Source organism: Streptomyces sp. AM 4-1-1 (assembly GCF_029167625.1).
GTDB lineage: Bacteria > Actinomycetota > Actinomycetes > Streptomycetales > Streptomycetaceae > Streptomyces.
In genome coordinates this window covers 1,702,264-1,727,833 of the sequence record NZ_CP119145.1, presented here as the reverse complement: position 1 = coordinate 1,727,833, position 25,570 = coordinate 1,702,264, and the positions used below count along the sequence as shown (strand labels likewise).

The 25,570-nt window shown below is 70.3% G+C and carries 22 protein-coding genes, 1 tRNA gene and 3 pseudogenes; 13 read left to right on the top strand and 13 right to left on the bottom strand.

Annotated features, from left to right (window positions below):
• Positions 1-40 precede the first annotated feature (40 nt).
• The 4 genes from PZB75_RS07230 to PZB75_RS07215 all read left to right on the top strand — a co-directional run bounded on the left by PZB75_RS07230 (position 41) and on the right by PZB75_RS07215 (position 3,513).
• Positions 41-616 (top strand): TerD family protein, encoded by a 576-nt coding sequence (locus tag PZB75_RS07230; RefSeq protein WP_275538623.1) that lies wholly within the window; start codon positions 41-43, stop codon positions 614-616.
• A 194-nt stretch (positions 617-810) separates the two neighbouring features.
• Entirely contained in the window at positions 811-1,386 is a 576-nt protein-coding gene (locus PZB75_RS07225) for a TerD family protein (RefSeq protein WP_275534459.1), read from the top strand.
• A gap of 71 nt (positions 1,387-1,457) precedes the next feature.
• On the top strand, positions 1,458-2,603 hold the full coding sequence (locus PZB75_RS07220; RefSeq protein WP_275534458.1) for a DUF475 domain-containing protein: 1,146 nt from the start codon (positions 1,458-1,460) through the stop codon (positions 2,601-2,603).
• A gap of 175 nt (positions 2,604-2,778) precedes the next feature.
• Positions 2,779-3,513, top strand: coding sequence for a Tellurium resistance (locus PZB75_RS07215; protein WP_275534457.1), 735 nt, complete (start codon positions 2,779-2,781; stop codon positions 3,511-3,513).
• A 137-nt stretch (positions 3,514-3,650) separates the two neighbouring features.
• Here PZB75_RS07215 and PZB75_RS07210 read toward each other — a convergent pair whose 3' ends face one another.
• Complete coding sequence (locus tag PZB75_RS07210; RefSeq protein WP_275534456.1) at positions 3,651-4,571, bottom strand: TerD family protein; 921 nt, start codon at positions 4,569-4,571, stop codon at positions 3,651-3,653.
• A 199-nt stretch (positions 4,572-4,770) separates the two neighbouring features.
• Between PZB75_RS07210 and PZB75_RS07205 the strand changes: the two genes are divergently transcribed.
• The 4 genes from PZB75_RS07205 (at position 4,771) to PZB75_RS07190 (ending at position 10,413) form a co-directional block, all read left to right on the top strand.
• A complete protein-coding gene (locus PZB75_RS07205) occupies positions 4,771-5,931 on the top strand; it encodes an HpcH/HpaI aldolase/citrate lyase family protein (protein WP_275534455.1) in 1,161 nt (386 codons plus the stop codon).
• 3 nt (positions 5,932-5,934) lie between these two features.
• Entirely contained in the window at positions 5,935-8,829 is a 2,895-nt protein-coding gene (locus PZB75_RS07200; protein WP_275534454.1) for a phosphoribosyltransferase, read from the top strand.
• Entirely contained in the window at positions 8,826-9,644 is an 819-nt protein-coding gene (locus tag PZB75_RS07195; RefSeq protein ID WP_275534453.1) for an HAD family hydrolase, read from the top strand. The genes PZB75_RS07200 and PZB75_RS07195 overlap by 4 nt, the downstream gene beginning before the upstream one ends.
• Before the next feature lie 109 nt (positions 9,645-9,753).
• Positions 9,754-10,413, top strand: coding sequence for an O-methyltransferase (locus PZB75_RS07190; RefSeq protein WP_275534452.1), 660 nt, complete (start codon positions 9,754-9,756; stop codon positions 10,411-10,413).
• A gap of 44 nt (positions 10,414-10,457) precedes the next feature.
• On the opposite strand, the gene PZB75_RS07185 is transcribed toward PZB75_RS07190, so the two are convergent.
• From PZB75_RS07185 to PZB75_RS07170, 4 genes are all read right to left on the bottom strand, one after another.
• Positions 10,458-10,679 carry a zinc ribbon domain-containing protein gene (locus PZB75_RS07185; protein WP_275534451.1) on the bottom strand — a complete coding sequence of 74 codons (222 nt, stop codon included), beginning with the start codon at positions 10,677-10,679 and terminating at the stop codon, positions 10,458-10,460.
• 19 nt (positions 10,680-10,698) lie between these two features.
• On the bottom strand, positions 10,699-11,265 hold the full coding sequence (locus tag PZB75_RS07180; RefSeq protein WP_275534450.1) for a DUF4383 domain-containing protein: 567 nt from the start codon (positions 11,263-11,265) through the stop codon (positions 10,699-10,701).
• A gap of 588 nt (positions 11,266-11,853) precedes the next feature.
• Positions 11,854-13,221, bottom strand: coding sequence for a hypothetical protein (locus PZB75_RS07175; protein WP_275534449.1), 1,368 nt, complete (start codon positions 13,219-13,221; stop codon positions 11,854-11,856).
• A gap of 71 nt (positions 13,222-13,292) precedes the next feature.
• Positions 13,293-14,057, bottom strand: a complete 765-nt coding sequence (locus tag PZB75_RS07170) for a DUF4097 family beta strand repeat-containing protein (RefSeq protein WP_275534448.1) — start codon at positions 14,055-14,057, stop codon at positions 13,293-13,295.
• 327 nt (positions 14,058-14,384) lie between these two features.
• On the opposite strand from PZB75_RS07170, the gene PZB75_RS07165 reads away from it, so the two are divergent.
• A tRNA-Val gene (locus PZB75_RS07165) sits at positions 14,385-14,459 on the top strand.
• 68 nt (positions 14,460-14,527) lie between these two features.
• Here the strand turns inward: PZB75_RS07165 and PZB75_RS07160 are convergent.
• A pseudogene (locus tag PZB75_RS07160) lies at positions 14,528-14,973 on the bottom strand (tyrosine-type recombinase/integrase); the annotation flags it as partial.
• A pseudogene (locus tag PZB75_RS07155) lies at positions 14,966-15,452 on the bottom strand (replication initiator); the annotation flags it as partial. The pseudogenes PZB75_RS07155 and PZB75_RS07160, both read right to left, overlap by 8 nt.
• Positions 15,453-15,701: 249 nt before the next feature.
• Here PZB75_RS07155 and PZB75_RS07150 point away from each other — a divergent pair.
• Entirely contained in the window at positions 15,702-16,760 is a 1,059-nt protein-coding gene (locus tag PZB75_RS07150) for an HNH endonuclease (RefSeq protein WP_275534447.1), read from the top strand.
• A 226-nt stretch (positions 16,761-16,986) separates the two neighbouring features.
• On the opposite strand, the pseudogene PZB75_RS07145 reads toward PZB75_RS07150, so the two are convergent.
• A pseudogene (locus PZB75_RS07145) lies at positions 16,987-17,238 on the bottom strand (LysR family transcriptional regulator); the annotation flags it as partial.
• On the opposite strand from PZB75_RS07145, the gene PZB75_RS07140 reads away from it, so the two are divergent.
• Positions 17,237-18,022, top strand: a complete 786-nt coding sequence (locus PZB75_RS07140; protein ID WP_275534446.1) for an MFS transporter — start codon at positions 17,237-17,239, stop codon at positions 18,020-18,022. The pseudogene PZB75_RS07145 and the gene PZB75_RS07140 sit on opposite strands and share 2 nt — an antisense overlap.
• A 466-nt stretch (positions 18,023-18,488) precedes the next feature.
• Here PZB75_RS07140 and murJ read toward each other — a convergent pair whose 3' ends face one another.
• A complete protein-coding gene (murJ, locus tag PZB75_RS07135; RefSeq protein WP_275534445.1) occupies positions 18,489-20,174 on the bottom strand; it encodes a murein biosynthesis integral membrane protein MurJ in 1,686 nt (561 codons plus the stop codon).
• Between the two features lie 59 nt (positions 20,175-20,233).
• Positions 20,234-20,683, bottom strand: a complete 450-nt coding sequence (locus PZB75_RS07130) for a DUF6224 family protein (protein WP_275534444.1) — start codon at positions 20,681-20,683, stop codon at positions 20,234-20,236.
• Between the two features lie 251 nt (positions 20,684-20,934).
• On the opposite strand from PZB75_RS07130, the gene PZB75_RS07125 reads away from it, so the two are divergent.
• On the top strand, positions 20,935-21,375 hold the full coding sequence (locus PZB75_RS07125) for a hypothetical protein (protein WP_275534443.1): 441 nt from the start codon (positions 20,935-20,937) through the stop codon (positions 21,373-21,375).
• Between the two features lie 96 nt (positions 21,376-21,471).
• Here the strand turns inward: PZB75_RS07125 and PZB75_RS07120 are convergent, their stop codons facing one another.
• Positions 21,472-22,134 carry a VTT domain-containing protein gene (locus tag PZB75_RS07120; protein ID WP_275534442.1) on the bottom strand — a complete coding sequence of 221 codons (663 nt, stop codon included), beginning with the start codon at positions 22,132-22,134 and terminating at the stop codon, positions 21,472-21,474.
• Positions 22,135-22,452: 318 nt separating this feature from the next.
• Here PZB75_RS07120 and PZB75_RS07115 point away from each other — a divergent pair, with 318 nt between their 5' ends.
• The gene (locus PZB75_RS07115) at positions 22,453-23,100 is read left to right on the top strand and encodes a superoxide dismutase family protein (RefSeq protein ID WP_275534441.1); all 648 of its coding nucleotides are present in this window, start codon (positions 22,453-22,455) and stop codon (positions 23,098-23,100) included.
• A gap of 108 nt (positions 23,101-23,208) precedes the next feature.
• Here the strand turns inward: PZB75_RS07115 and PZB75_RS07110 are convergent, their stop codons facing one another.
• On the bottom strand, positions 23,209-23,664 hold the full coding sequence (locus tag PZB75_RS07110) for a DoxX family protein (protein WP_275534440.1): 456 nt from the start codon (positions 23,662-23,664) through the stop codon (positions 23,209-23,211).
• A gap of 1,134 nt (positions 23,665-24,798) precedes the next feature.
• The gene (locus tag PZB75_RS07105) at positions 24,799-25,461 is read right to left on the bottom strand and encodes an HNH endonuclease family protein (RefSeq protein ID WP_275534439.1); all 663 of its coding nucleotides are present in this window, start codon (positions 25,459-25,461) and stop codon (positions 24,799-24,801) included.
• Positions 25,462-25,570 lie beyond the last annotated feature (109 nt).

The following is a 25,570-nucleotide window of genomic DNA, read 5'->3' as shown; positions in this document are numbered from 1 at the left end:
GGCATCTGCCGGCCCCTAAATGAAACCTATGGGAGGACTCGTGGGAGTCAGCCTCAGCAAGGGCGGCAACGTCTCGCTGACCAAGGCCGCGCCCAACCTGACCGCGGTCATCGTCGGTCTGGGGTGGGACGCTCGTACCACCACCGGTGGTGACTTCGACCTCGACGCCAGCGCACTGCTGACGAACGCCGAGGGCAAGGTCGCCAACGACGCCAACTTCGTCTTCTTCAACAACCTCAAGAGCCCCGACGGCTCCGTGGAGCACACCGGTGACAACCTCACCGGTGAGGGCGAGGGCGACGACGAGGTCATCAACGTGAATCTGGCCGGAGTGCCGGCCGATGTCGCGAAGATCGTCTTCCCGGTCTCCATCTACGAGGCGGAGTCCCGCCAGCAGAGCTTCGGCCAGGTGCGCAACGCGTACATCCGCGTCGTCAACCAGGCCGACAACACCGAGCTCGCCCGTTACGACCTGAGCGAGGACGCCTCGACGGAGACCGCCATGGTCTTCGGCGAGCTGTACCGCAACGGCGCGGAGTGGAAGTTCCGCGCCATCGGCCAGGGCTACGCCTCGGGTCTGCGCGGCATCGCGCAGGACTTCGGCGTCAACGTCTAGGACGACGTCACGACTCATGACGTCATGACGTCACGACTGACGACGTCACGTCCGGTCGGTCACCGGCGTTCCCGCCCGGCGGGGGAGCCGTGGACCGATCCGCTCACGCCAGCATCATCACGTCCGGCGCCGCACCTCGTGCGGCGCCGGACGCGCTCGACAGACCGTCCAACGAATCGGGGAGGACACACATCATGGGCGTCACACTCGCCAAGGGAGGCAATGTCTCCCTCTCCAAGGCCGCACCCAACCTCACCCAGGTGCTGGTCGGGCTCGGCTGGGACGCGCGCTCCACGACCGGCGCGGACTTCGACCTCGACGCCAGCGCGCTGCTGTGCCAGTCGGGCCGGGTGCTCGGCGACGAGTGGTTCGTGTTCTACAACCAGCTCACCAGCCCGGACGGCTCCGTGGAGCACACCGGGGACAACCTCACGGGTGAGGGCGAGGGCGACGACGAGTCGATCATCGTGAACCTCACCCAGGTGCCCGCCCACTGCGACAAGATCGTCTTCCCGGTGTCGATCCATGACGCGGACAACCGCGGGCAGACGTTCGGACAGGTCGCCAACGCCTTCATCCGGGTGGTGAACCAGTTCGACGGACAGGAGCTGGCCCGTTACGACCTCAGCGAGGACGCCTCGACGGAGACCGCGATGATCTTCGGCGAGCTGTACCGCTACAACGGCGAGTGGAAGTTCCGTGCCGTGGGACAGGGGTACGCGTCCGGACTCCGCGGTATCGCTCTAGACTTCGGGGTCAACGTTTCGTAAAGCCGCGCTCGGCGCGGGGGAGCCCCGTACTCACTCGGGGGAGACCCGTTACATACACGATGGGGTAGCCAGTGCTTCTGAAAACCTTCGGCTGGTCGTTCGCGATTACCGCGCTCGGCCTGGTCGCAGCATTGATCTACGGGGGGTGGCAGGCTCTCGGCATCGTCGCGATCCTCACCGTCCTGGAGATCTCGCTGTCCTTCGACAACGCGGTGGTCAACGCCGGGATTTTGAAGAAGATGAATGCCTTCTGGCAGAAGATCTTCCTCACCATCGGCGTGCTCATCGCGGTCTTCGGCATGCGGCTGATCTTCCCCGTCGTGATCGTGGCCATCAGCGCCAAGATCGGACCCATCGAAGCGGTCGACCTGTCCTTCAACGACGCGGACCGCTACAAGGAACTCGTCACGGACGCCCACCCCGCGATCGCCTCCTTCGGCGGGATGTTCCTGTTGATGATCTTCCTGGACTTCATCTTCGAGGACCGGGACATCCAGTGGCTGCGCTGGATCGAGCGTCCGCTCTCCAAGCTCGGCAAGATCGACATGCTCTCGGTCTGTGTCGCGCTGATCGTCCTGCTGATCTCCGCCATGACCTTCGCCACGCAGGCGCACCAGCACGGCGGGGGGCACGCCGACAAGGCGGAGACCGTCCTGCTCTCCGGTATCGCCGGTCTCATCACGTACCTCATCGTCGGCGGGCTCTCCGGACACTTCGAGAGCAAGCTGGAGGAAGAGGAGGAACGCGAGCACGAGGCCGAGGAGACGGCCAAGAAGTCCGGCAAGAACGTCTCGGCGATCCTGCTCTCCGGCAAGGCCGCGTTCTTCATGTTCCTCTACCTCGAAGTCCTCGACGCGTCCTTCTCGTTCGACGGGGTCATCGGCGCCTTCGCCATCACCAACGAGATCGTGCTGATGGCACTCGGCCTCGGTATCGGCGCCATGTACGTCCGTTCGCTCACGGTCTACCTGGTCCGCCAGGGCACGCTCGACGACTACGTCTACCTGGAGCACGGCGCGCACTACGCCATCGGCGCGCTGGCCGTGATCCTGCTCGTCACCATCCAGTTCCAGATCAACGAGATCATCACCGGCCTGGTCGGGGTGGTCCTGATCGCCTGGTCCTTCTGGTCGTCGGTCCGGCGCAACAAGAAGCTGGAGGCCGGGGGCGGGGGAGACGGCTCCGAATCCCGGTCGGAAGTCCCGTCCGGGGTGTGACCCGGTAGGGAATGAGGAACGCTCTCTGCGGGGGCGGTCACACGGCGACGGCTCCCGGGGAACACCCCGGACCCCGGCCCGGTGGCCGCCCCGCGCGGTGTGCGCGTCGAACGCGACGGGTGCGGCGGGCGGGGCGGGCGCGGGACCGGACACGACAACGCATGTGGGGGTTGGGATGGCTTTCTGGGACAACCTGTGGCCGGGGCGCGAATCTCAGTTCGAGTCGGGCAACGCGGCGACGAACTCCATCGTGCTCTCCAAACGCCACTCGACGGTGTCGTTGACCAAACAGGGCGCGCTGACCGGGCATCTGCGCGTCAACCTCTCGTGGCGGATGCGCAGTTCCGACATGGAGGGCCGGTCCCGGACCAGCGGCAGTCTGCGGCACCCGCTCAGCCTCTTCAAACCGGAGGTCGTCCAGGCCCACACCCAGGGCGTCGTCAACGTCGACCTGGACCTCGGCTGCATGTACGAACTGGCGGACGGCACCAGGGGCGTGGTGCAGCCGCTGGGCAATCTGCTGGGGGACATGAACGCGCCCCCGTACATAAGGCTCAGCGGTGACGACCGGTTCGGGGCGCCGTCGGGGGAGACCCTGTACATCAACCTCGACCACCGCGACCAGATCAAGCGCCTGCTGTGCTTCGTCTACATCTACGACCAGACCCCGGCCTTCGACCGCACCCACGCCAAGGTGACGCTGTACCCCGGCAACGGGCCGCGGATCGAGATCGAACTCGACGAGCGGGCCCCGCAGGCGCGTTCCTGTGCCGTCTTCACGGTGGACAACGTCAAGGACGAACTGATCGTGCGGCGCGAGGTGAAGTTCGTGTACGGCTTCCAGTCGGAGCTGGACCGTCTCTACGGTTACGGAATGCAGTGGGGGCGCGGCTACAAGACCCGGGCCTGAGCGCCGCGGGTCCGAACTCTCCCCCGGGTCCGGCCACTTCAGGCCGGACTCCGCCGGACCGGACTCCTCTCGGCCGCGGACCGCCGGGCCCGGTCCCTCAGGCGCGGTCCCTCAGGCGCGGTCCCTCGGGTCCGGCCTCACGTCCGGATGAACTGCGGTCCCTGCGGCGGCAGTACGAAATGCGGGTCGGGCGCGGGCGCCGCGGCCGCCGCGGGCTGCGGATAGCCGTACGCCGGTCCGGTGGGCGCGGGCTGCGGATACCCGTAGGCGGGCCGCGGCGCGTGGACGGGCGGCGGCACGGCCGGCTGTGGATGGCCGTACGCGGGCTGCTGATGCAGCACCGTGGGCTGAGCGTCGGGTCCGGGCGAGGGCACGGGGAACGCGGGCTCGGCCGAGGGCGCGGGGAACGCGGGTACGGGCGGCGCCGGAGGCGGTTCGGCAGCCGTCTCCGGCGGGGCCGCGTCCGGAGCGGTCTCCGGCGTCACCGGTGCGAGATCCGGCTCCTCCGCGGCCTCCGAGTCGTCCACCGAGATGCCGAAGGCGGTGGCGAGACCGATCAGACCGGTCGGATAGCCCTGTCCGACCGCCCGGAACTTCCAGCCGTCCCCGCGCCGGTACAGCTCACCGCAGATGATCGCGGTCTCCTCGCCGGTCTCCGCCCGCACGTCGAACACGGCCAGCGGCTCGCCACCGGCCACCGCGGCGTCGTACAGCATGATCCGCAGATCGCGTACCTGCTCGAACGCCGCCCCGTCGGAGGACGCGGCGACGACCACCTGCTCGACCGACGGATCGAGCCTGCCCAGGTCCGCCTCGATGGTGTCCGTCAGCCCTTCCGGCACGCTGCGCTTCGGCAGCCGCCGCACCAGGCCGGACGGATGGCGCGGCTGGTTGTAGAAGACGAAGTCCTCGTCGGAGCGCACACGGCCGCCGGGGCCGAGCAGCAGGGCGGAGGCGTCCACATCCGGCACCCCGGCGCCCGGGGTCCAGCGCAGCACGGCCCGTACGGCCATGGCGTCGAGCGGGACGTTCGAGCCCTTCAGCATCGCGTGCGTCATGCCGGTCATCCTGCCTGCTGGCCGCCCGCGCGGACAACGCGGGGGCGGCCACCGATTCGTACGGGGATACGGGACAGAGGGGTCGGAAATCGGACGGGACACCCGGAATTCACCGAGCACCGGAACCATTGACACCCGACCGTACGTACTATTACCGGCCATACGTTGTTCGACCTCTCAGGCGGTACGGGGGATACACATGCGTCATTTCGGCCACATCGCGCCTGCTGTCCGGGAGGCGCTGTTCTTCCAGGAGCCCTGCGAATTCAGCGCGCGGTCACCCGCCACGACGCTCTCGGCCGCCCTCGGAGCCACCCTCTACAGCCCCGCCACCCGGCATGCGCTCGCGGACGACATCGTCAAGCAGACCGGGCGTGGCGTGGTCTCCATGGTCCTCTGCCTGGAGGATTCGATAGACGACTGCGAGGTTGCGGGCGCCGAGGAGAACCTGGTCGCCCAGTTCGCCGACCTCCACGCGCGCGACGCCCGGCTCCCCCTGCTCTTCATCCGGGTCCGCACGCCGGAGCAGATACCGGACCTCGTGCGCAGGCTGGGCGACTCCGCCCGGCTGCTGTCCGGATTCGTACTGCCGAAATTCACCGAGGACAGCGGGGTGCCGTTCCTGGAGGCGCTCACCACGGCGGAGACGGCCGGCGGGCGCAGACTGTTCGCGATGCCGGTCCTCGAATCGCCGGAGCTGCTGCACCTGGAGAGCCGGACCGAGACGCTCCGGGGCATCGCCCGCACCGTCGACAAGTACCGCGAACACGTCCTCGCGCTGCGCCTCGGCGTCACCGACTTCTGCTCGGCGTACGGGCTGCGCCGGTCCCCGGACATGACGGCGTACGACGTCCAGGTCGTCGGCGCGGTGATCGGCGACGTCGTCAACGTGCTGGGCAGGGCGGACGGCACCGGCTTCACGATCACCGGCCCGGTCTGGGAGTACTTCCGGCTCCAGGAGCGGATGTTCAAACCGCAGCTGCGCCGCAGCCCCTTCATGGGCCGGGCCGAGGAGCTGCGCACCGCGCTCATCGAACACGACCTGGACGGGCTGCTCCGGGAGATCGAGCTGGACCGGGCCAACGGACTGCTCGGCAAGACCTGCATCCACCCCTCCCACGTCCAGCCGGTGCACGCGCTGTCCGTGGTCAGTCATGAGGAGTTCAGTGACGCGCAGGACATCCTGCGGCCGGAGCGGGGCGGCGGCGGTGTGCTGCGGTCGGCCTACACGAACAAGATGAACGAGGTGAAGCCCCACCGGGCCTGGGCCGAGCGCACGCTGCGGCGGGCCGAGGTGTTCGGCGTGGCCAGGGAGAACGTCGGCTTCGTGGAGCTGCTGGCCGCGGGCCTGGTGAAGTAGCGCGTGTCGACGAGCGAGCGCGCGGCGAGGAAAGAGACGGCGGAGAACGTGGTGTGGTCGGGTGACTGGGTCGCTGAACGGCTCGGGGTGCGGCTCGTCGGTGACGGTGACGGTGACGGCGGCCGGGAGGGAGAGCTCCGGGAACTGCTGGGCCTCGCCCTGCGCCGCAACCCCAGGCGGGCGCACCTGCTGGTGTCGAACGTGCTGGGCAAGCATGTGCCGCAGCTGCCCTCCGTGGTCTACGGGACCGGGCTGGCCCTGGGCCACCGGGTGCGCGGACTCCTGGGCGACGAAGAGGCCGACAGGGCGGTGGTCCTCGGATACGCGGAGACGGCCACCGGCCTCGGGCACGCCGTGGCGGACGGACTCGGCACGGCCCCGTACCTCCACTCGACGCGCCGCCCGGTCCCGGGCGTGGCACGGGCGGGCGGCTTCGAGGAGTCCCACTCGCACGCGACCTCGCATCTGCTGCTGCCGGAGGACCCCACGCTGCTGACGGCCGGGACCGGCCGGACCGGGCCGGGGGGCGAGGACCCGGTGTCCGGGGCGAATGGTTCGGGGACCGCTTCGGTTCGGTCCGTGTCCCCGACCGGCCTGGTTCGGTCCGTGTCCCCGGCCGCTTCGGTACGGTCCGTGTCCCCGGCCGGCCTGGTTCCGTCCGTGCCCCCGGCCGCCTCCGGTGCGTCCCCCTACGCCGCGCCGCTCGTCCTCGTCGACGACGAGTTCTCCACCGGCAACACGGTGCTCAACACCATCCGCGCGCTGCACGAGCTGTGCCCCCGCGAGCGGTACGTCGTCGTCGCGCTCGCGGACCTGCGTTCACCGGCCGACCGGGAGCGGCTGGCCGGGTTCGCCGAGGAGATCGGCGCCCGCGTCGACCTGGTGGCGCGCGTCTCCGGCACGGTCGTCCTGCCGGACGGGGTGCTGGCGAAGGGCCAGGCCCTGGTCGCCGCCGAGGAGGCGCGGACGTCCGGTCCCACGCACACCGCCGACGCGTCCCCCTCCCGCACCGGAAATGGCGCGTTCCCCTCACGTACCGCCGATGGCGCGTCCCCCTCCCGTCACTCCCGTCCGTCCCGCCCCGGGGAGGACGGGGCCACCTCCCGTACCGCATACGGCCCGGTCCCCTCCCGTGCCGGAGTCGCCGCGTCGGCGGTACGGGTGGAGCTGGCCTGGCCCGCCGGAACGCCCGACGGAGGCCGCCACGGCTTCACCCCCGCCCACCGCGCCGCCCTGGAGGACGCCCTCCCGGACATGGCCGCGCGCGTCGCGGACGCCCTGGGCGACGCCCGGCGGGTGCTCGTCCTCGGCTCCGAGGAGCTGATGTACGCGCCGCTGCGGCTCGGTACGGCTCTGGAGGCCCGTACCGACGCCGAGGTGCGGTACTCCACCACCACCAGGTCACCCGTCCTCGCCGTCGACGACCCCGGCTACGCGATCCGCAGCCGCCTGGTCTTCCCGGCCCACGACGATCCCGCCGACGGCCCGGGCGACCGCTACGCCTACAACGTCGCCGGCGCGGGCTTCGACGCCGTCGTGGCCGTCGTCGACTCCACTGCCGACACCCACGAACTCCACGCTCCCGACGGGCTGTTGGCCCAGCTCGCCGCGCACACGGACCGGGTGCTGCTCGCGGTCGTCCCCTCCTACGTGCCGCGCCCCGCCGCGCCCTCCACCCCTCGCTCCGCCGCTTCCCCCGCCGAGAACGTCTCCGAACGCCTTCCCGAACACCTTCCCGAACGGCAGGAACCCCCCGTGCTGCCCGAGCCCCTTCGCGGCCCCGCCTTCTCCTCGTACGCGCCGCAGGACGTCGGCTGGCTGCTCCAGGACCTCTCGGACACCGAACTGGAGGCGCCCACCGAGGAGCGCGAGGAGGCGATACAGGGTGGTGGCGCGCACTACGCCGAATCGCTGCCCGTCGAGTACCAGCCGACCCCCCGCTACCAGGCACTGTTCAAGGCCGCCCTCGACACCTCCGCCGCACGGGTCGCCCGCGCCGTCGGTACCGTCACCGAGACGGTGCTCGCCGAACGCTCTCCCCGCCCCGTCCTCGTCTCCCTCGCCAGGGCGGGCACCCCCGTCGGCGTACTGATGCGCCGCTGGGCCCGGCACCGGCACGGCCTGGACCTGCCGCACTACGCCGTGTCCATCGTGCGCGGCCGGGGCATCGACGCCAACGCCCTGCGCTGGCTCGCCGCGCACCACGACCCGGCGGACGTCGTCTTCGTCGACGGCTGGACCGGCAAGGGCGCGATCACCCGTGAACTGGCCGCCGCGCTGGCCGAGTTCCCGGTATTCGACCCGGAGATCGCGGTCCTCGCCGACCCGGGCGGCTGTGTCCGGACCTACGGCACCCGCGAGGACTTCCTGATCCCGTCCGCCTGCCTCAACTCCACCGTCTCCGGACTGATCTCCCGTACCGTCCTGCGCTCCGACCTGGTCGGACCGGACGACTTCCACGGCGCGAAGTTCTACCGGGACCTCGCCGGGTCCGACGTCTCCGGCCACTTCCTGGACACCGTCGCCGCCCGCTTCGACGAGGTGGCGGACACCGTGGACACCGACGTCAAGGAACTGCTGTCCGCCGACCGGGCCCCCACCTGGGAGGGCTGGGCCGCCGTCGAGCGGATCAGCGAGGAGTACGGCATCCACGACGTGAACCTCGTCAAGCCGGGCGTCGGCGAGACCACCCGCGTACTGCTGCGCCGCGTCCCGTGGAAGATCCTCGCCCAGCGCGGCGCGGGCGCCGACCTCGACCACATCCGGATGCTCGCCGGGGAACGCGGCGTCCCCCTCGAAGAGGTCGACGGGCTGCCCTACACCTGCGTCGGCCTGATCCACCCGCACTACACCAGGGGCGCGACCGGCGCCGACGGCAGGGCGGTGGCCGCGAAGTGACCGCACCCACCACGCTGGTCGCCAGTGACCTCGACCGCACCCTCATCTACTCGGCACCCGCCCTCGGGCTCCGGATGCCGGACGCCGACGCCCCCCGGCTGCTCTGCGTCGAGGTGTACGAACACCGGCCGCTGTCGTACCTGACCGAGACGGCCGCCGGACTGCTCGACACCCTCGCCCGCACCACGGTCTTCGTCCCGACCACCACCCGCACCCGCGAGCAGTACCACCGCATCCACCTCCCCGGCCCGCCGCCCCGGTACGCGATCTGCGCCAACGGGGGACACCTCCTCGTCGACGGGGAGTCCGACCCCGGCTGGCGGGCGCGGGTGGCCGCCCGGCTCGCCGACGAATGCGCCCCGCTCACCGAGATCAGGAACCACCTCACCGCCTCGGCCGACCCCGCCTGGCTGCTCAAGGAGCGGATCGCCGAGGACCTGTTCGCCTACCTCGTCGTCGAACGCTCGCTGCTGCCCGAGAACTGGGTCAAGGAACTGTCCGTCTGGGCCGATCCGCGCGGCTGGACCGTGTCCCTCCAGGGCCGGAAGATCTACGCGGTCCCCAAGCCGCTCACCAAGAGCGCCGCGATGCGCGAGGTCGCCCGCCGCACCGGCGCCACCCTCACCCTCGCGGCGGGCGACTCGTTGCTCGATGCCGATCTGCTGCTCGCCGCCGACCGCGCCTGGCGCCCCGGCCACGGCGAACTGGCGGACGGCGGCTGGACCGCCCCGCACGTCGACGTACTGACCGAACAGGGCGTCGCGGCGGGGGAGGAGATCCTGCGACGTCTCGTCCGGGTGGCCACTCCGTCGTAGTGCGGTGAGCCGTCGGGCGCCACGTGGTAGCACTGGGGACGCCGGGACGCCGGGACGTAACGGGTGGACACAGGGCGGGGCGGTCGTGCCCCGGAGGGAGTGGTACGCGGTGACCAGAGGGAACGAAACCAAGATCACGGACGAGTTGTACGCGTACGCGCTGGCGCACAACCCGCCGCTCGACGCGGTGCAGCGGGAACTCGTGGAGACGACGTACGCGTGGTTCCCGGATCACGCCGGGATGCAGTCGGCCGAGGAACAGGGGCCGTTGCTCGCCTTCCTGGTACGACTGACGGGAGCGCGGCACATCGTGGAGGTCGGGACGTTCACGGGCTTCTCCGCCCTCGCGATGGCCCAGGCACTGCCGCCCGACGGACGGCTGATCGCCTGTGACGTCTCCGAGGAGTGGACCGATCACGGTCGGCGGGCCTGGGAGAAGGCGGGGGTCGGGGACCGGATCGAGCTGCGGATCGCCCCGGCACTCGACACCCTGCGGGCGATGCCGGCCGATCCGCACATCGACTTCGTCTACCTGGACGCGGACAAGGGCAACTACATCCCGTACTGGGAGGAGTTGGTCCCCCGGATGCGGCCGGGCGGCCTGATCGTCACGGACAACGTCCTCTTCCACGGCCGGGTGACCGACCCGGCGGCGACCGGGGGCGCGGCGGCGATCAGGGAGTTCAACGACCACGTGGCCGCCGACCCGCGCATGGACAGCGTCCTGCTGACGATCTCGGACGGCCTGACGCTTTCCCGCAAGCGCTGACGGCCGTCCCCCGCCCGGCGTAGGTGCGGGCCGTGGCGGCGGGTTCAGCCGCAGCAGCCACCACCGCAGCAGCCACCACCGCCGCCCCCGCCGCCCGACGGTGCGGGGGCGGACGTGGCGGAACCGCCCACGGCCACGGTGGAGAGCAGTTTCACGGTGTCCGCGTGCCCGGCGGGGCAGGTGGCGGGAGCGGCGGACTCCGCCATCGGACGGCTGAGTTCGAAGGTGTCTCCGCAGGAGCGGCAGCGGTACTCGTAACGAGGCATGGCGCCAGGCTATCGGCTGCTACGGGCGGGCGACCGGCATCGGTGGCTTCGGCCGCCTGCGGCGGCGCTCCCGCTCGACCTCCTCGGGGTGGCGGGCCCGCCAGTACGGGTTGTCGTGCGGCAGCCCACCGCTGACCCGCCCGTACATCCCGAAGAACATCAGCATCACCCCGACCACGAAGCTGAACAGCACGTTCTGGAGGTGGAAGGCGAGGAAGTTGAAGCGGGTGTCGAGCAGGGCGAGGTTCACGAACCCGCTCAGGATGAAGGCGACCCCCAGGATCATGTTCAGGGTCGAGGCGAGGTTGCCGCCGATCACCATTCCGGCGAAGAGCAGCAGCCCGATGCAGATGGACAGCACGCTGAGCGTGCCGTTGGTGTTGAGGCCCGCGACGGTGTCGCCGCCCGTGTCGAAGAAGCCGACCTTGTCGACCAGCCCCAGGATTCCGAACGCGAGCAGCACCAGGCCGGTCAGCCCCGCCCCGACGCGGTAGACGCGGCTGAGCCGGTGGTCGACCGGCAGGTGTTCGTCGAGCCTGGTGGGGGCCCGGCGCTTTCCGGTGGGGCGCAACAGATGAGTGGCCATGCCGCCTCCTCGGGCCACTGCCGCCGCTTCCCGGCCCACCCCGGCAGGAGAGGGAGCGCCGGGGCGGAAGGCCGGGCGGGGGAGCGGCCCGGAGCAATCAGCGAGGGACAGCCGACGGGCCGGGTGACCTGTCGGCGTACTCCTCACAGCATCCGCCCGGGGCGGCCGACGGGCCACCCGAGAACGTCCGGACACTCAGCGCGGTGCTGTGCGGTGCGGTGGTACGGGTGTGATGTGCGTGGTGCCTGGGGAACAGCTCAGGCACTTCGGACGCCCCCGGGCCCTGCCGTGCCGACCTGCCACGCCGAGAGCGTACGGGCGCTCCGGGCGGTGTGGTGTGCACGGGGGTGAGCTGCGTCGTGTGCGTGCTTGGGGAACAGCCCAGGCACTCCGGACGCCCCCGGGCCCTGCCGCGCTGATCTGCCACGCCGAGAGCGTCCGGGCGCTCCGGGCGGTGCGGTTGTGTATGGGGGGTGATCTGCGGTGTGCGCTGCCTGGGGAACAGCTCAGGCACTCCGCACGCTCCGGGCCCTGCCGTGCCGACCTGCCACGCCGATCACGCCGAGGGCTCCGGGCTCCGGCTCCGGATCAGGCGCCCGCGCCGCGTTCCTCGCGGATCTCGGTGACCACACGCGCCGCCGTCCGCCGCACGGCCTCGGTCTCGGTCAGGAAGTGCCAGTAGTCGGGATGGCGCCCGTCGAGCCCGGCGACCGCCCGGTCCAGCCGCGCCACGGCGTCGTCCAGCGGACGGGCGTGCCGCGGATCGGGGGTGTTGCGCCCGGCCATCGCGAGCCGCTGGGCGTCCCGGATCGCGAACCGGGTCCGCTGGATCTCCTGCTCGGGGTCCTTCGCCACGGCGTCCAGCCGGTGCAGCCGGTCACCCGCCGCGGACACCGCCTCGTCCGTCGTGTTGAGCAGCGCCCGGACCGTGCTCAGCCGGGAGGTCGCGTCGGCCCAGCGCTGTTCGTCCCGCGCCTGCGAAGCCTCCTTCAGCTTCGCCTCGGCCTGCCGGACATTGACCGCCGCCTGCTCCGGCACCGACTGGAGGTCCTGCCAGCAGGCCGCCGAGAACCGGCGCCGAAGCTCGCTCAGCATCGGCTCGACCGAGCCCGCGCGGGTCGTCAGCGCCTGGGCCCTGGTCCGCAGGGACACCAGCCGCCGGTCGATCTCGGCGGCGCGCTCCGGCAGCCGTACCGCCTCCGTCCGCACCGCCTCGGCGTCCCGCAGCACTCGGTCGGCACGCTGCAACGTCTCCGGTACGCCGTGCCGCCCCGCGCCCTGGTTGAGCTTGGTCAGCTCCGGGGCGAGCGCCGCCAGCCGTGCCGCGAGGTCGTCGGCCCGCAGCCCCGAGGCGCGTACCGCGTCGAGCGCGTTGCTCGCGCCGAGCAGCGCCTGCCGTGCCCGCTCCACGGCGGGTGCGAGCCGGGCCAGTTGGGTCTCCGCACTGCCCAGCAGCGGCCCGAGGCCCTGGGCGAAACGGTCCAGCTCGCCCTTGACCCGTACCAGCTCGTCCTTGGCGGCGGTCAGCTCCGTCCTGGCGCGGGTCGCGACCGAGGGTTCGAGATCGTCCCGGTCGAGGTCGTGGGCGTCGACCGCGGTGATGTACGTATGACTGGCCTCGTCGATCCGCCGCCCCAGCGCGGCGAAGTCGTCCACCGCCTTGAGGGCGGCCGGAGAGCTGTCCACCGCGGTGATGGTCTCGATGGAGATCCGCAGATCACGCTGAGCGGTGTCCAGCTCGTAGAAGGCGGCCGCCGCCGCGTCCTTGGCGGCCTGCGCGTCGGCGCGCTGGTTCTCGCCGCGCCCGCCGAACCAGCGGCGTGTGCCGCCGCCCGCGAAGGCGGCCGGCAGCGCGGCGGCGATCAGCGGCACCGGCAGCAGCACCAGTGTGAGGACGTCCCTGACGGCGGCACTGCCACCCGCTCCTGCCCGCGGCCGCGCGTGTGTCGCCGTCACATCCCTCTCCCGTGCTCTCTCGCCCCACCTGGTTCATTGTCCCACCAGGTAAGGACGAACACACGGGCCGGTTAGTTCGCGCTTCGCACCTTGATCTGTCCGTTGTCGCTCCGGACGTCCACGGTGTGCGCGCTTTGGTCGCTGCGCGGCACCTCGACCGAAACGTTTCCGTTCCTGGCCCGGGTCGAGACGGCGTACCTCTCCTTGCCGGACGGCAGGGTGATGGTGATCGAACCGTTGTCGCTGACGGCCTCCACCCGGTCGGGCACGCCGGTGAACGTGAGCCGTGACGAACCGTTGTCGGACTTCGTCGACACCGACCCGGCCGAGATGCCTTCGGCGACGATGTTCCCGTTGTCGCTGGTCAACGACAGCGGGCCGGAGGAGTCCACGACCCGAACGGTGCCGTTGTCGGAGCGCAGGTCGAGGGCGGTGGTGAAGCCGGTGGCGGTGACCTTGCCGTTGTCGGCCTTCACGTCCACCGCCAGGGCGCGCGGCACCTTGACCCGGTACAGGGCCTCGCAGTCACTGACGATTCCACTGCACTTCACCTGAAGCGTGAGCGTGTCGTCCCGGAGCTTCCAGACCCCTTCCGGCCCGTTGCCGACCGCCACCCAGCCGTCCACCTGACGGCTCACCTCGATCTTCGTCACGTCGGCGGGGACGAGCTCCACCTCCGCGTTGCCGGAGTCGATCGTCAGGTGCTTGCCGTCGAACGCGAACGACTTGTGCTCGATCGGCGCGTCCTCGACGTCCGTAGTGCCACAGCCACTCAGGACGAGGGCGGCGAGGACGGCCCCGCCGGAGACGACGAGAGTGCGGGTGCGCAGTGCCACGGTGATCGGTCCCCCAGATAGTCCAGCCGGTACGGGAATCACGGTACGTACTCCGGGGGACCCGGACGATGCGGACGCCTACCGTCTTGGGGGTGGGGATATCCCCCGTACGCGTTCCGCGCATCCCGTCACGGCTCCCAGGCGCACCCGGCCCGCACGCCTCGCCGGGACTCCCTCGCGCCCCCCCGCCCGGCCCCCGCCTTCTCGGCGCGTCCCCGCCCGGCCCCCGCCTTCTCGGCGCGCGCCCCGCACGGACCCCGCCTGGGGCGGCCGGAGACCTGTTTATGGGCGGAGGGCGGAAGCCATGTAACCTGTTGCCTCGTCCACGGGTGCGTAGCTCAGGGGTAGAGCGCTGCTCTTACAAAGCAGATGTCGGCGGTTCGAAACCGTCCGCGCCCACCAGCACGAAGACCCCCAACCGATCATGGTTGGGGGTCTTTGACATCCACTTCCGACATCAACGGGCGCGGTCACCCACGGTCGGGACGCTGCCGCTTCAGCATCCGGTCGAGGTGACTCACGGCCTCGCGCTGCGTGTCCTGGACGACGTGGGTGCAGATGTTCGTCGTGACCGCGATCTGGCTGTGCCCGAGGATCTCCATCACGACACGGAGCGGGACGCCGGCGGCGGTCAGCAGGGTTGCGCAGCCGTGACGGGGCATCGTGCAGCCGGATGACGCGGAGCCCGGCGGTCCGCGACCCGGGTGAACGAGCGGTACAGGTTGCGGGGTCCGATCGGCCGGCCGGTGAGGATGGTGAAGACGTAGCCGGTGTCCTCCCACTGCTCACCGGCGGCTTCAGGTGTGGCAGCCTGCCGCAGCTGTTCCCAGCGGAGTGGAGCGACGCAGAGAGTGGGCGGGGGAAGTGTTTGCTTTCTGCGGCATACCTTGGAGTCGTCCTCGTACCTCTCACCGCGAACAGGGTTGGATGTCGCGGTGGATGTTGGACGTGAGCCAGGATTCGAGGGGGGTGCGGCCGTGTCCGGCGTAAGCCCAGTGGATGAGGGTGAGCGTGGTGACTTCGGGTGGTCGTCGGGGCCGGGGAGGTCGAGGACGGTGCGTTGTTGGGTGGTGCGGACGTGGCGGAGTGCGCCGAGGGCGGTGGAGTAGCGGCGCGATTTGGTGGAGAGGTGGCGTTGGAATGCGAGCATGCTGGCCCGGTCGCGGAGTTCGCGGTCCGGGTGGGCGTGGTGGAGGTCGAGGCGTGACTCGATCAGCCGACGGGGTGGTCGGATGCCGAGGAGGATCAGGGCTTCCCTGTTGCCGATACGGTGGTCGCCGGTGCGGCTCTGGCGGCGTACTTGGCGACGTAGCACGCCACGGCTTGTTCGGCGAGGTCTTCGTCGTTGCCGAGGGCGTCGGCGGGTTGGACATCGAGCCGCGCGCGCCAACGCAGAGCGCCCCAGCACCTGATACCGACGGGGACGGACGGCAGCGATCCGAGCCGAGCCTGGCGGACGAACAGCCAAGGCTCACGATGGCTTGACCAACGTCACCGACGTTACCCAATCGACTTGATGAGGGCGAGGCCACAGAGTCAAGGTCTGTCAGCCGAGGGCGACGAGGCCCCCGACGATTAGGCCGGGTGCTTGTCTTGACGCACAACGCCGCTCAGCCTGTCGGTGGCCGCACGTACGCTTCCGCCATGCGCAAAGGTGCGATCACCAGGGATGGCGTCCTCAAGGCCGTAGCTGAGTACGATGAGTTGGGCCGCGAAGGGTTCTTGTCCAAGTACGGATACAAGCCAGCAACCGGGTACTTCCTCGTACATGAGGAACGGACATACGATTCCAAGGCCATCGCTGGCGTGGCCCACCAGTTTGATCAAGGCCGAGTGTTGAGGCCGGACGAATTGAGCGGGGGAAGGTCGCACGCTGCCAGGTGGCTTGCCCGACTCGGGTTCGTAATCCGCTCGTCCCGGAGCCCCGACTGGACTCGTGACGAGATCATTCTCGCCTGTGACCTGGCCATGACTAACGGTTGGAAGCGGCTGGAGTTCGACGATCCACGTGTGATCGAGCTGTCCACCTTGCTACAGACCATGCCGATCCATCCGGAAGAGCTACGGAACGAGCTGTTCCGGAATCCCAACGGCGTAGCTCGCAAAACGGTTGACATCACGTCCCGACACCCGGACTACCGGGGGAAGCCCACCAACGGCAACGCGCTTGATGTCGAAGTCATGAACGACTTCCTTGTCCGGCCGGCTGAGATGGCGGAGGTGGCCCGGCGCATCCGACATGGCCTTGTCTCAGGCGATTTCCTGGACCTGCTCCCGGAGGCCGAGGAGGAAGACGACTACGGCGCACCCGAGGGCAGGCTGCTGCTGCGCCACCACCGGAGCCGGGAGCGGAACAAGGCGTTGCGCAAGAAGAAGATCGATGCAGTGCTGCGCCAGGGCCGTCAGCTCGCTTGTGAAGCCTGCGGCTTCGACTTTGAGCAGGTCTACGGCGACCGCGGGAGCGGGTACATCGAGTGCCATCACGTGGTCCCTCTGCACGAGGCCGGCGAAAGGCGGACCAGGCTCAATGATCTCGCCCTCATATGTGCCAACTGTCACCGCATGATCCATCGGCGCGCACCATGGCCGACTCCTGGGGAACTACGGGCCTCCATAGAGCAAAAGCATGCAGCTGACAGGCGTGCGGCGGAAGTACTGGCACGACCGCGTAGGGCGGCTGAAGAGCGGATGCCGAACCCGTGATCCGACATCCGCTTCGGGCATCAATTGGCTGGTCGGTAACGGCCGGGGTGTCCTGCCGGCATGCGGTCCACAGGTCGTCCTACGACGCGCCTCCTCGCCTCCGGGGGCGGGGAGGCGCGGTGTCAGGAGCGCGAACGGGCCCAGCTCGGTGTCCAGAGTTCAGCCGGTGCCGTCGGGCGTGTCCGGAGGAGGTGCCTGCGTAGTGCCCCGAGAGTCGGGTGCAGCCTTGCAGGGCCAGGGCCGGGGCGATGCTTCGGTTGAGCACGTCCACCCGCAGGGCCCGTTGACCGGGGCGTACCGAGGTGGCCGCGCGTTCCACGGCGCGCAGGACCTCGTGGGCGTGCGGGAAGAACGCATGCCCGTCCAGGGTGAGGTGGGCACCGCGGGCGGTGCGGACGAAGAGAGCCACCCCGAGTGTGCGTTCCAGGTTCGCCACGCGCTTGGAAACCGCCTGCTGGGTGGCGTTAGCCGCGTCCATGGTCGGTACCTGGCTGGGGTTCGGCGCGTTTCCCCTCGTCCCGATCCAGGTGCTTCACGTCGGCCTGGCCGCGGTTTCGACGCTGGCGGCCGTCGGCCTGGCGGTCGGCGCGGTCCTCGCGCTCCCGCTCAGCCCGTGGGTCGAGGCCCGTCCTAAGAAGCCGGTCATGGTCGTCACTGATCCGGTGCGGTTCGGCGCCCTGCTGACGATCCCGGTCACCTACTTCTCCGGGCGGCTGACCTACACCCAGCTCCTGATCGTCTCTGTGATCGGCGCCGCCGCGAACGTCGCGCTCACCTCCGCCGGCGGCGCCTATCTCAAGCAGCTCTTGCGTCCGGACCACCTGCTGGTCGCCAACGGCCGTTTCGAGTCGATCACCTGGACCGCCACAGCCGTCGGCCCGACTCTGGGTGGCGCGGCGATCAGCCTGCTGGGGCCCGTGGTCACCGTGATCGCCAACGCCGTCGGATTCCTGGTGTCCGCGCTCGGGATCGGGGCGATCCGGCAGGAGGAGCGCGGGCCGGAGCGGGCCGAGGGCGAGAGGTTCCGGGCTTCGGACCTCGTCAAGGGCTGGACTTTCATCCACGACGATCGGCGGCTGCGCCCGCTGCTCTGGAACACCGTGACCGTCAACGCGCTGATCATGGCCACCGAAACGCTGGTAGCCGTCCTGCTGCTGGACGAACTGGTCTGGGCAGCGTGGCAGTACGGGCTCGCCTTCGGCCTGCCCTGCGCCGGCGGATTCTTCGGGGCTCAGATCTGCCCGCGCCTGGCTGCCCGATGATCTCCGGGACCCTGCGGGCCCTGTGGCCCCTGGGGCTGTTCATGGTCATGCCCGGGACCGTCGGCGTGGTCCTGGTCATCGCCGTCGAATTCGCCCTGATCACCTGCATGGGGGGTGTTCAACCCGCTGTTCGTGACCGAGCGCCTTCAGCGGGTGCCGTCCGAGCGGGTCGGCCGGGTCCTGGTGGCCTGGAATGTGACCGGCACCGGCGCGATTGCCGCGCTGACCGTGCCGTAGGGCATTCTGGCCGCTGTCACCGGCACCCGCATCGCGATCGGCGTCGCCGGCGTGCTGCTCCTGGCCACCCTCTTGCTTCTGCCTCGCGAGGACAAGACCGGCCTCAGGCCGCCGAACCGGAGGAGACCGCCCTGACCACCGCGGTCTGACCTGCTGATCCATATGCGAGACACCTCGCAGGATGAACCCCACAACTCCCCGCGCCCCGCCCCGCCGGGGCGCTCCAGGCTCACCCCAGCCCCGGCAGGCTCCGTAGTTCGGTGATCCTCAGGGTCCGGGCGAGCAGCACGAACAGGACGAGCATCGTGAAGCCCCCCGCCGCCAGGCTCAGTGCGGGTGACCAGGTCGTCGACGTGGCGGTGGAACAGGAGCGGGCCACGTACCAGCCGAGGGCTCCGGCCACGAGGGCGGAGGCCGTCAGCTTGCCGTAGGTGCGGCACAGCCTTCTGCCGTCCAGTCTGCCTTCGAGGCGCCGTCGCAGGAGGAGCGCGGTGACGAGCAGGCCGAGGCCGTACGAGGCGGCGTAGGCCGCAGCCAGGCCGATGACCGACCAGCGCGGTGGCAGCAGGAGATGACAGGCGGTCGCCAGGACGATGTCGGCCGCGCTGATCCAGGCCGCCATCCAGAACGGGGTCCGGGTGTCCTCGAAGGCGTAGAAGCCGCGCAGCAGCATGTACTGCGCCGAGAACGGGATCAGGCCGAGTCCGAATGCCTGAAGCATCTGCCCCAACGGAACGATGGACGTTCTGTCGGCCGCCCCGTGGGCGAAGACCACCTGCGCCAGCTGCGGGCCGAGGGCCACGAAGAAGAAGGCGGCGGGGACGATGACGACGCCGCTGATCCGAAGCGCCCGTGACAGGTCGTCCCGCATGTCGTCCAGGCGGTGTTCGGCGACGGCCCGGCTCATCCTCGGCAGCAGAGCGGTGACCAGCGAAACGGTGATGACGGACTGTGGCAGTGACCAGATGGTCTGTGCGTACGTATAGGCGGAGAAGCCCACACCACCGCGCGGAAGGGCCGTGTCCGCGGCGGAGGCGTAGCGGGTCACCACGGTGCTCGCCACGAGGTTGCTGAGGACGAACAGCAGCGTCCAGCGGGCCGCGCCGACGCTCTTGCCCAGACCGGTGCCGCGCCAGTCGAAGCGGGGGCGGAAGCGGAACCCGGCGGCCCGGGCGAAGGGGACCAGCGAGAGGGCCTGGACGGCCAGGGCGAGCGTGGTCCCCGCGCCCAGCAGTGTGACCTGCGCGCCCGTGATGTCCTGCACCCTGTCCGGGACGGTCATCATGCCGAGGTACACGCCGAACATGCCGATCAGCACGACGTTGTTGAGGACCGGGGTCCACATCATCGCGCCGAACTTATTCCGCGCGTTGAGCACTTGACCCAGAATGCTGAACAGTCCGTAGAAGAATATCTGCGGAAGCAGGAACCGGGCGAAGACCACCGTAAGCCGGAACGCCTCGTGATTGTCCGGTGTGTCGCTCTGATAGAGGCCGATGATCTGCGGCGCCGCCCATACGGCCAGCAGTGTGCCGACTCCGAGTACGGACATCGTGAGGGTGACCAAACGCTGCTCGAACGCCCTGCCCCCGTCGGCGTGTTCAATCCTTGCCCGGACCAACTGCGGTACGAGGACGGAGTTCAGCGCACCGCCGATGAGCAGGAAGTACAGGCTGGCGGGCACCACATTGGCCTGGTTGTACGTCGTGGCGAGGAGCCCCGTACCCAGTGCTCCGGCTTGAAGTACCGTCCTGAGCAGCCCGGTTGCCCGGGAAACGACCGTCCCCGCTGCCATCAGCATGGACGAGCGCATCAGTCCGCCCTTTGCCGGGCCCGGCTTCACGGCCGCATGGCGCCCACGGGTGCGTCGGCCTCGTGGACCCGATCTCGCCGCAGTCGGCGTGCCCTCAACCATGGGAGTAATCTACGGTGTTGGGATCATCGTCCTTTCGGCTGGGCCCGCCGGCCCACAAGTCATGACGGCATGGAGCGCAGGGTCCGTTCGCGTACCGAGTCGAGGAATTCCGGTACGTCGTCCATGTCGGTCCCCGCGCACCGCACGATCAGGCCCATCACATCGCCCATCGACAGGGCGTTGACCACGGGGTGGGTGTCGGCCAGTTCCAGGCGGTGTTCCACGCGTTCCACCATCAGGAGCGCGAGGCTGAGTTCGGGGACGTTGTTCGTGTGGCCGTACGAGAAGTCCTTCTTGATGACCCACATCTGCGGGACGATCGCCCCGTAGACGATGATGTGCGTCAGCGCGAACATCGCCCGCGCGATCTCGAACGCCGCCTTCGGGTCCTCCTCGTCGCCGTGCAGGACCGTTATCGCGTCCGTGTCCTCCGCCAGGTGTGCCTGGATGAGCGCGATGCCGTGCAGCACTTCGTCCTTGGTGTAGGGCCGCTCCTGTTCGCCGTCCATGCGTACCGGCTCCCTTTCACCGTGGCGGGCTCGCAGCGCCCCCAGTGTGGCAGGAGGCACGGCGCGTGCGAGGGCGAATGCCGACGATCCCCACGAGGGGTGGCGCGTCGCCGCAACCGTCGTCGTCGGAGCCCGGACGGACGTACGAGGGCGGGGCGCCGTCACCCGTACGGGTGTGCCCGGCTGGCTGCTCGGAGGTGGGGCGGGCAGGGTCGGTCCGAGTCGTGTCCGTCCCGGTGAAGGAGCTTCCCATGACACAGTCGACCCCCACGCCCGGTGGCGCGCGCCAGCGCGTCCCCGCCGGCGACGGCGGCAGTCCCTGGGCGGCCGGCGGGATCACGTTCGCCGGTGTCCTGCTGATGGTGGACGGTGTCCTCGGAATCGTGAAGGGCATCGCGGGGATCGCGTCCGACGACGTCTACGCCCGCATCGACCAGTACGTCTTCAAGTTCGACGTGACGACCTGGGGCTGGGTCCACCTCGTGCTCGGTGTGGTTCTCCTGCTGATCGGCTGGGGCATCCTGTCGGGCGCCCTGTGGGCCCGCGCGACAGGCGTGGGGCTGGCCGCGCTCAGCGTCGTCGCCAACTTCATGTGGCTGCCGTACCAGCCGGTGTGGGCGATCATCTCCGTCGCCATCGACGTCTTCGTGATCTGGGCCCTGTGCAGCTACCACAACAGGCCGGTGGCGTGAACGGTCGTTCCGCGACCCATACAGGTGCCGCCGCATCCGGACTCCCCATCCGCCGGTCTTCGCTCGGGGAGCCACCGGGGTGGGCCGGTGCCGGCGTCAGGGGCGGGCCGACGGCGTCAACGGTACGGCGGCGGCCGCCGCGGCCGCCGCGGGGCGGCGCATCACGTACGCCGCCACGGAGCCCGCGACGAACAGGGCGAGGACCGACACGGCGGTGCCCAGCCAGCTCGCGCCCAGCCACTGGCCGCCGACGTAGCCGAGGCCCACGCTGTAACCCGCCCAGGCCACGCCCGCCAGGGCCGACCACGGCAGGAACTCCTTCGCCCTGCGGTGTGCGGCGCCCGCGCCCAGCGAGACCACCGAGCGGCCCGCCGGGGCGAACCGGGCGATGACGACGAGAAGGCCGCCACCGCGGCTGAGCGCGGCACCGAGGCGTTCCTGCGCGGTCGTCAGCCGACGGGAGCCGGCGATGGCCCGGTCCAGGCGTTCGCCCCCGCGCCAGGCGAGCCGGTACGCGACGAGATCGCCGAGCACCGACGCGGTGGCCGCGCACAGGATCAGGGCGAGGAGGGAGGGGACCTCGCGGGGCACCTGGCCCGCGGCGCTCACCACGGTGGTGGAACCGGCGGCGGCCGTGGCGGCCGTGATCACCAGCACACCACTGGGCAGGACGGGCAGGAAGACATCCAGAAGCACCGAGAGGGCGACGACCGCGTAGATCCATGGGCTGCCGGTCAGCGCACCCACACTCTCAAGCACCTTTACTCCCCGATCCGTAGCGACGCCGCGACGTCGCAGGGGAGCGGCAGGAGCGGCAGGGCCAGCTGTACAGCGTACGCCCGCGGTTTGCCTGGACATCACCAAAGAGCGGGTTATGTTGTGCACCTCACGTGCACCCCTGGGGAGGGGACGCGCGTTGAACGGAAGGGGGCCACGGACAAACACACCCAACAGGGAGCGCGACCAATGACGGCACGGGTACCACGTACGGCGAAAACGGCTGACACGGCGTGTACGGCTGACGCGGTCTGTACTGCGGATACAGCGGATACGGCAGAGGGGGAAGAGGAGCGGCGCGTGGTCGGCGCGGCGCGGGCGCGGCGGGTCGGCGGGGCAGGTGTGCCGGCCGTGATCACGGCTCTGGCTCTACTGGTGGGCGGAGCGGGCACTGTGAGCGCGGTGCCGGGCGGCACGCCCGGGAGCGACAGCGGCGGCGCGGGCGGCGCCGCCGGGAACGGCAGGGTAGGCAGCGGCCGTCTCGACGGCGGGGGGTACTGGCTGCGGGCCGAGGGGACCTTCGCACCGCCCAGCGCCTTCGTCCCGTCCCCCGCGAAGACGTACGACATGCGGCTCGTACCGGCAGCGGCCCGGATCGAGATCGGGCAGTTCTCCGTGGACACGGGGACGACGGTGACGGCGCGGCTGCGCGGGCTGGTGCCGGGACGGGCGTACGGGATGCATGTGCACACCGCGCCCTGCGGCTCGGACCCGAAGGACGCGGGGCCGCACTACCAGCACCGCTCCTCGCCGACGGCCGAACCGGGGAACGAGGTCTGGCTCGACTTCAGGACCGACGCCAACGGCGAGGGCTCGGCGCGGGCCCGGCACGGATGGGGGTTCCGGCCGGGTGGCGCGGGTTCGGTGGTGATCCATGACGCTCCGGGCGGTGCGGGTGCGCGGCTGGCGTGCTTCACCGTGCCGTTCGGTTCGTACGGGGCGCTGTGACGGACGGGGGGACGTAGGCGTCGAGGATCGGAGGGGGCGGGGAGGAGCGGCGGCTCGTGCGGGGTCGGACGTGGGGTCCGGCCCCGCACGGTGTGCGGACGGGCGGGGTCAGACCGTGACGGCCGTGATCCGCTCGGGCTGCTCCTCCTCGCTCCGTTCCGCGCCGCGCGGCGTGAACAGCCGGTCCAGGGCGAACGCCCCGGGGCCGGTGAAGACCAGGAGCAGGAAGGCCCAGCAGAAGGTCGCCGACGCCTCGCCGCCGTTCTGGATCGGGAGCAGGGCGTGCGACTGGTGGACGTTGAAGTAGGCGTAGGCCATGGAGCCGGACGATATGAAGGCGGCGACGCGGGTGCCCAGTCCGAGTGTGACCAGGGCGCCGCCGACGAGTTGGATCACCGCCGCGTACCAGCCGGGCCAGGTGCCGACGGGGATGGAGCCGCCTCCCATCGCTCCGCCGAGAACCCCGAAGAGCGAGGCGATGCCATGGCAGGTGAAGAAGAGACCGATCACGACGCGGAACAGGGAGATCGCATAGGGCTGCGCACGGTTCAGACGTGTGTACATGGGGGGTGGCTCCTTCGGTCGGGGTGGGGGGCGAGAACCGATTGGGGCCATAAGGTTAGGGACACCTCACTAATGCTTACAAGTTCAACATCCTGCCCCCTGGCTGAAAACAACTGGCTCGTCGTGGCGGGTATTTCGCGCCTGTTCCGCTTTCAACTGCGGACCTGTGGTTGCCTTCGTGGCCTGAACCAATGACGGCGCAGTTTTTCGGCCATGTGAGCGGAGGCTTCCCGACCGCTCACCGAACTGCGGATCGGGGCGTTTTCATTTGGTGGACCACTGTCAATTCACCCGGCCGACCGGCTCCAGGACCGGTCCGGAGTGATCGCCGGGACGGCGGCGACCGGTGGGCGGGGCGGGCTTCGAAGCGTGCGGCGCCGGGGTGCGCGCAGGAGGGCAGGTCAGCCCGGGGGTGTGTTCCCCGGGGCCCCGTCGGGCGCATCGACGGAGCCGTCCCGTCTCCGTGGGGCACGGAAGGCGCACATCGCCCCACATCGCGCAAACCGTCGCCGGGCCGTCCTCGCCGTCCCGTGACGCCCGCCCGGCGCCGTCGGGAGGGGGGAAGGAGCGGAGGGGTGGGTGGGGAGGACGGTCAACGCTCCAGGTCGCAGCGTCGGCGCGGCCTCTCGCCGGAGCGGTGTCGGTGCCCCGCCGGACCGGCGCGCGTGTCCGGGCGGGTGCGACGGCTCCCGGCCCCCGGGTTCGTGTACCACTGGGAGCGGTGGCGGGGGAGGCGAGGTGTCGAACGGCCTTCGGTCGTACGGACGGGAGTTGGTGCGGGCTTCTTCGCACGAACCTTTGCGCCCCTCGGAGTTGGGTGCCGCAGGCCACTACCCGTTGAGCACACGGGCCGAGGCGCTGTCCACCGCGAGGAGCCGTACTCGGCCGAAATTGCGCGGTCGGCTTCCGTACGTTCCGGCCGGTCCGGCGTCCGTCGCGGCGGTCGGAGCCGGACCGGCCGATGGTGTCCGGGCCGCGCGTCACCGTCACGTACCGGGACGATCCGCTACGAGCGGGGCGGGCGAAGTAAGACGGGGTGGCGATGGACACGGTCCCGCGCCGGGCCGCCCGTCATCGGTGTGTGCGCCCTCGAAGTGGACCGGTTTTCGGTCCATGGGCGGCCCGGCGGTGGATTCAGCAGTCCTTGAGGGCGGTCTGGAGCGCGCTCTTCTCGGCGGAGTCCACCGTCAGCTCGTAGTAGTGCTTGACGTGCACCCAGGCGCGTACGTAGGTGCAGCGGTACGCGGCGCGCGGCGGCAGCCACTCGGCCGGGTCCTTGTCGCTCTTCGCCTGATTGACGTTGTCCGTGACGGCGATCAGCTGAGGACGCGTCAGGTCGTTGGCGTACGACTGGCGTTGGGTGTTGGTCCAGCCGCTCGCGCCGGACCGCCATGCCTCGGCGAGCGGCACCATGTGATCGATGTCCAGGTCGGAGGCGGCGGTCCAGGTCGCACCGTCGTACTCCGAGTACCAACTCCCGCTGACCGCCGCGCAACTGGCGTTCTGCTGGACGTTCGTGCCGTCCCGCTTCAGAACCACCTCGCGGGTGTTGCAGGCGCCCGACTGGGTGATCCAGTGCGGGAACTTCGCCCGGCTGTAACCGCTGGAGGAACCCTCCGCCTGGACGGTGAGCTCACCCAGATAGGTGCGCGCGGTGGCCGCGTCGACCGGGGTGGGCATGGCCGCCTGGGCCGAGGGGGCGGTGAGCAGCCCGGCGGTGACGGCGAGGGCGGTCGAGGCGAGGGTGACGGTGATTCGACGCGCGTAGACACGTGAGGCGCTGATCAGGCCCGACATGTGAACTCCCTTGATGTGGGGGGATTTCGGCCTGCCCGGAGGGGCACCGGCCATCCTGGCGGCGCCGGGTTTCCGTGGGGTGGGCGCCAGGTAACAGCGTGGCGACATG

Excerpts from the sequence above, each read along its gene's own strand:
- PZB75_RS07225 (WP_275534459.1), top strand. The coding sequence starts at position 811 with ATGGGCGTCACACTCGCCAAGGGAGGCAATGTCTCCCTCTCCAAGGCC.
- PZB75_RS07215 (WP_275534457.1), top strand. The coding sequence starts at position 2,779 with ATGGCTTTCTGGGACAACCTGTGGCCGGGGCGCGAATCTCAGTTCGAG.
- PZB75_RS07210 (WP_275534456.1), bottom strand. The coding sequence starts at position 4,571 with ATGACGCACGCGATGCTGAAGGGCTCGAACGTCCCGCTCGACGCCATG.
- PZB75_RS07205 (WP_275534455.1), top strand. The coding sequence starts at position 4,771 with ATGCGTCATTTCGGCCACATCGCGCCTGCTGTCCGGGAGGCGCTGTTC.
- PZB75_RS07185 (WP_275534451.1), bottom strand. The coding sequence starts at position 10,679 with ATGCCTCGTTACGAGTACCGCTGCCGCTCCTGCGGAGACACCTTCGAA.
- PZB75_RS07180 (WP_275534450.1), bottom strand. The coding sequence starts at position 11,265 with ATGGCCACTCATCTGTTGCGCCCCACCGGAAAGCGCCGGGCCCCCACC.
- PZB75_RS07150 (WP_275534447.1), top strand. The coding sequence starts at position 15,702 with ATGCGCAAAGGTGCGATCACCAGGGATGGCGTCCTCAAGGCCGTAGCT.
- PZB75_RS07140 (WP_275534446.1), top strand. The coding sequence starts at position 17,237 with ATGGTCGGTACCTGGCTGGGGTTCGGCGCGTTTCCCCTCGTCCCGATC.
- murJ (WP_275534445.1), bottom strand. The coding sequence starts at position 20,174 with ATGGTTGAGGGCACGCCGACTGCGGCGAGATCGGGTCCACGAGGCCGA.
- PZB75_RS07130 (WP_275534444.1), bottom strand. The coding sequence starts at position 20,683 with ATGGACGGCGAACAGGAGCGGCCCTACACCAAGGACGAAGTGCTGCAC.
- PZB75_RS07125 (WP_275534443.1), top strand. The coding sequence starts at position 20,935 with ATGACACAGTCGACCCCCACGCCCGGTGGCGCGCGCCAGCGCGTCCCC.
- PZB75_RS07110 (WP_275534440.1), bottom strand. The coding sequence starts at position 23,664 with ATGTACACACGTCTGAACCGTGCGCAGCCCTATGCGATCTCCCTGTTC.
- PZB75_RS07105 (WP_275534439.1), bottom strand. The coding sequence starts at position 25,461 with ATGTCGGGCCTGATCAGCGCCTCACGTGTCTACGCGCGTCGAATCACC.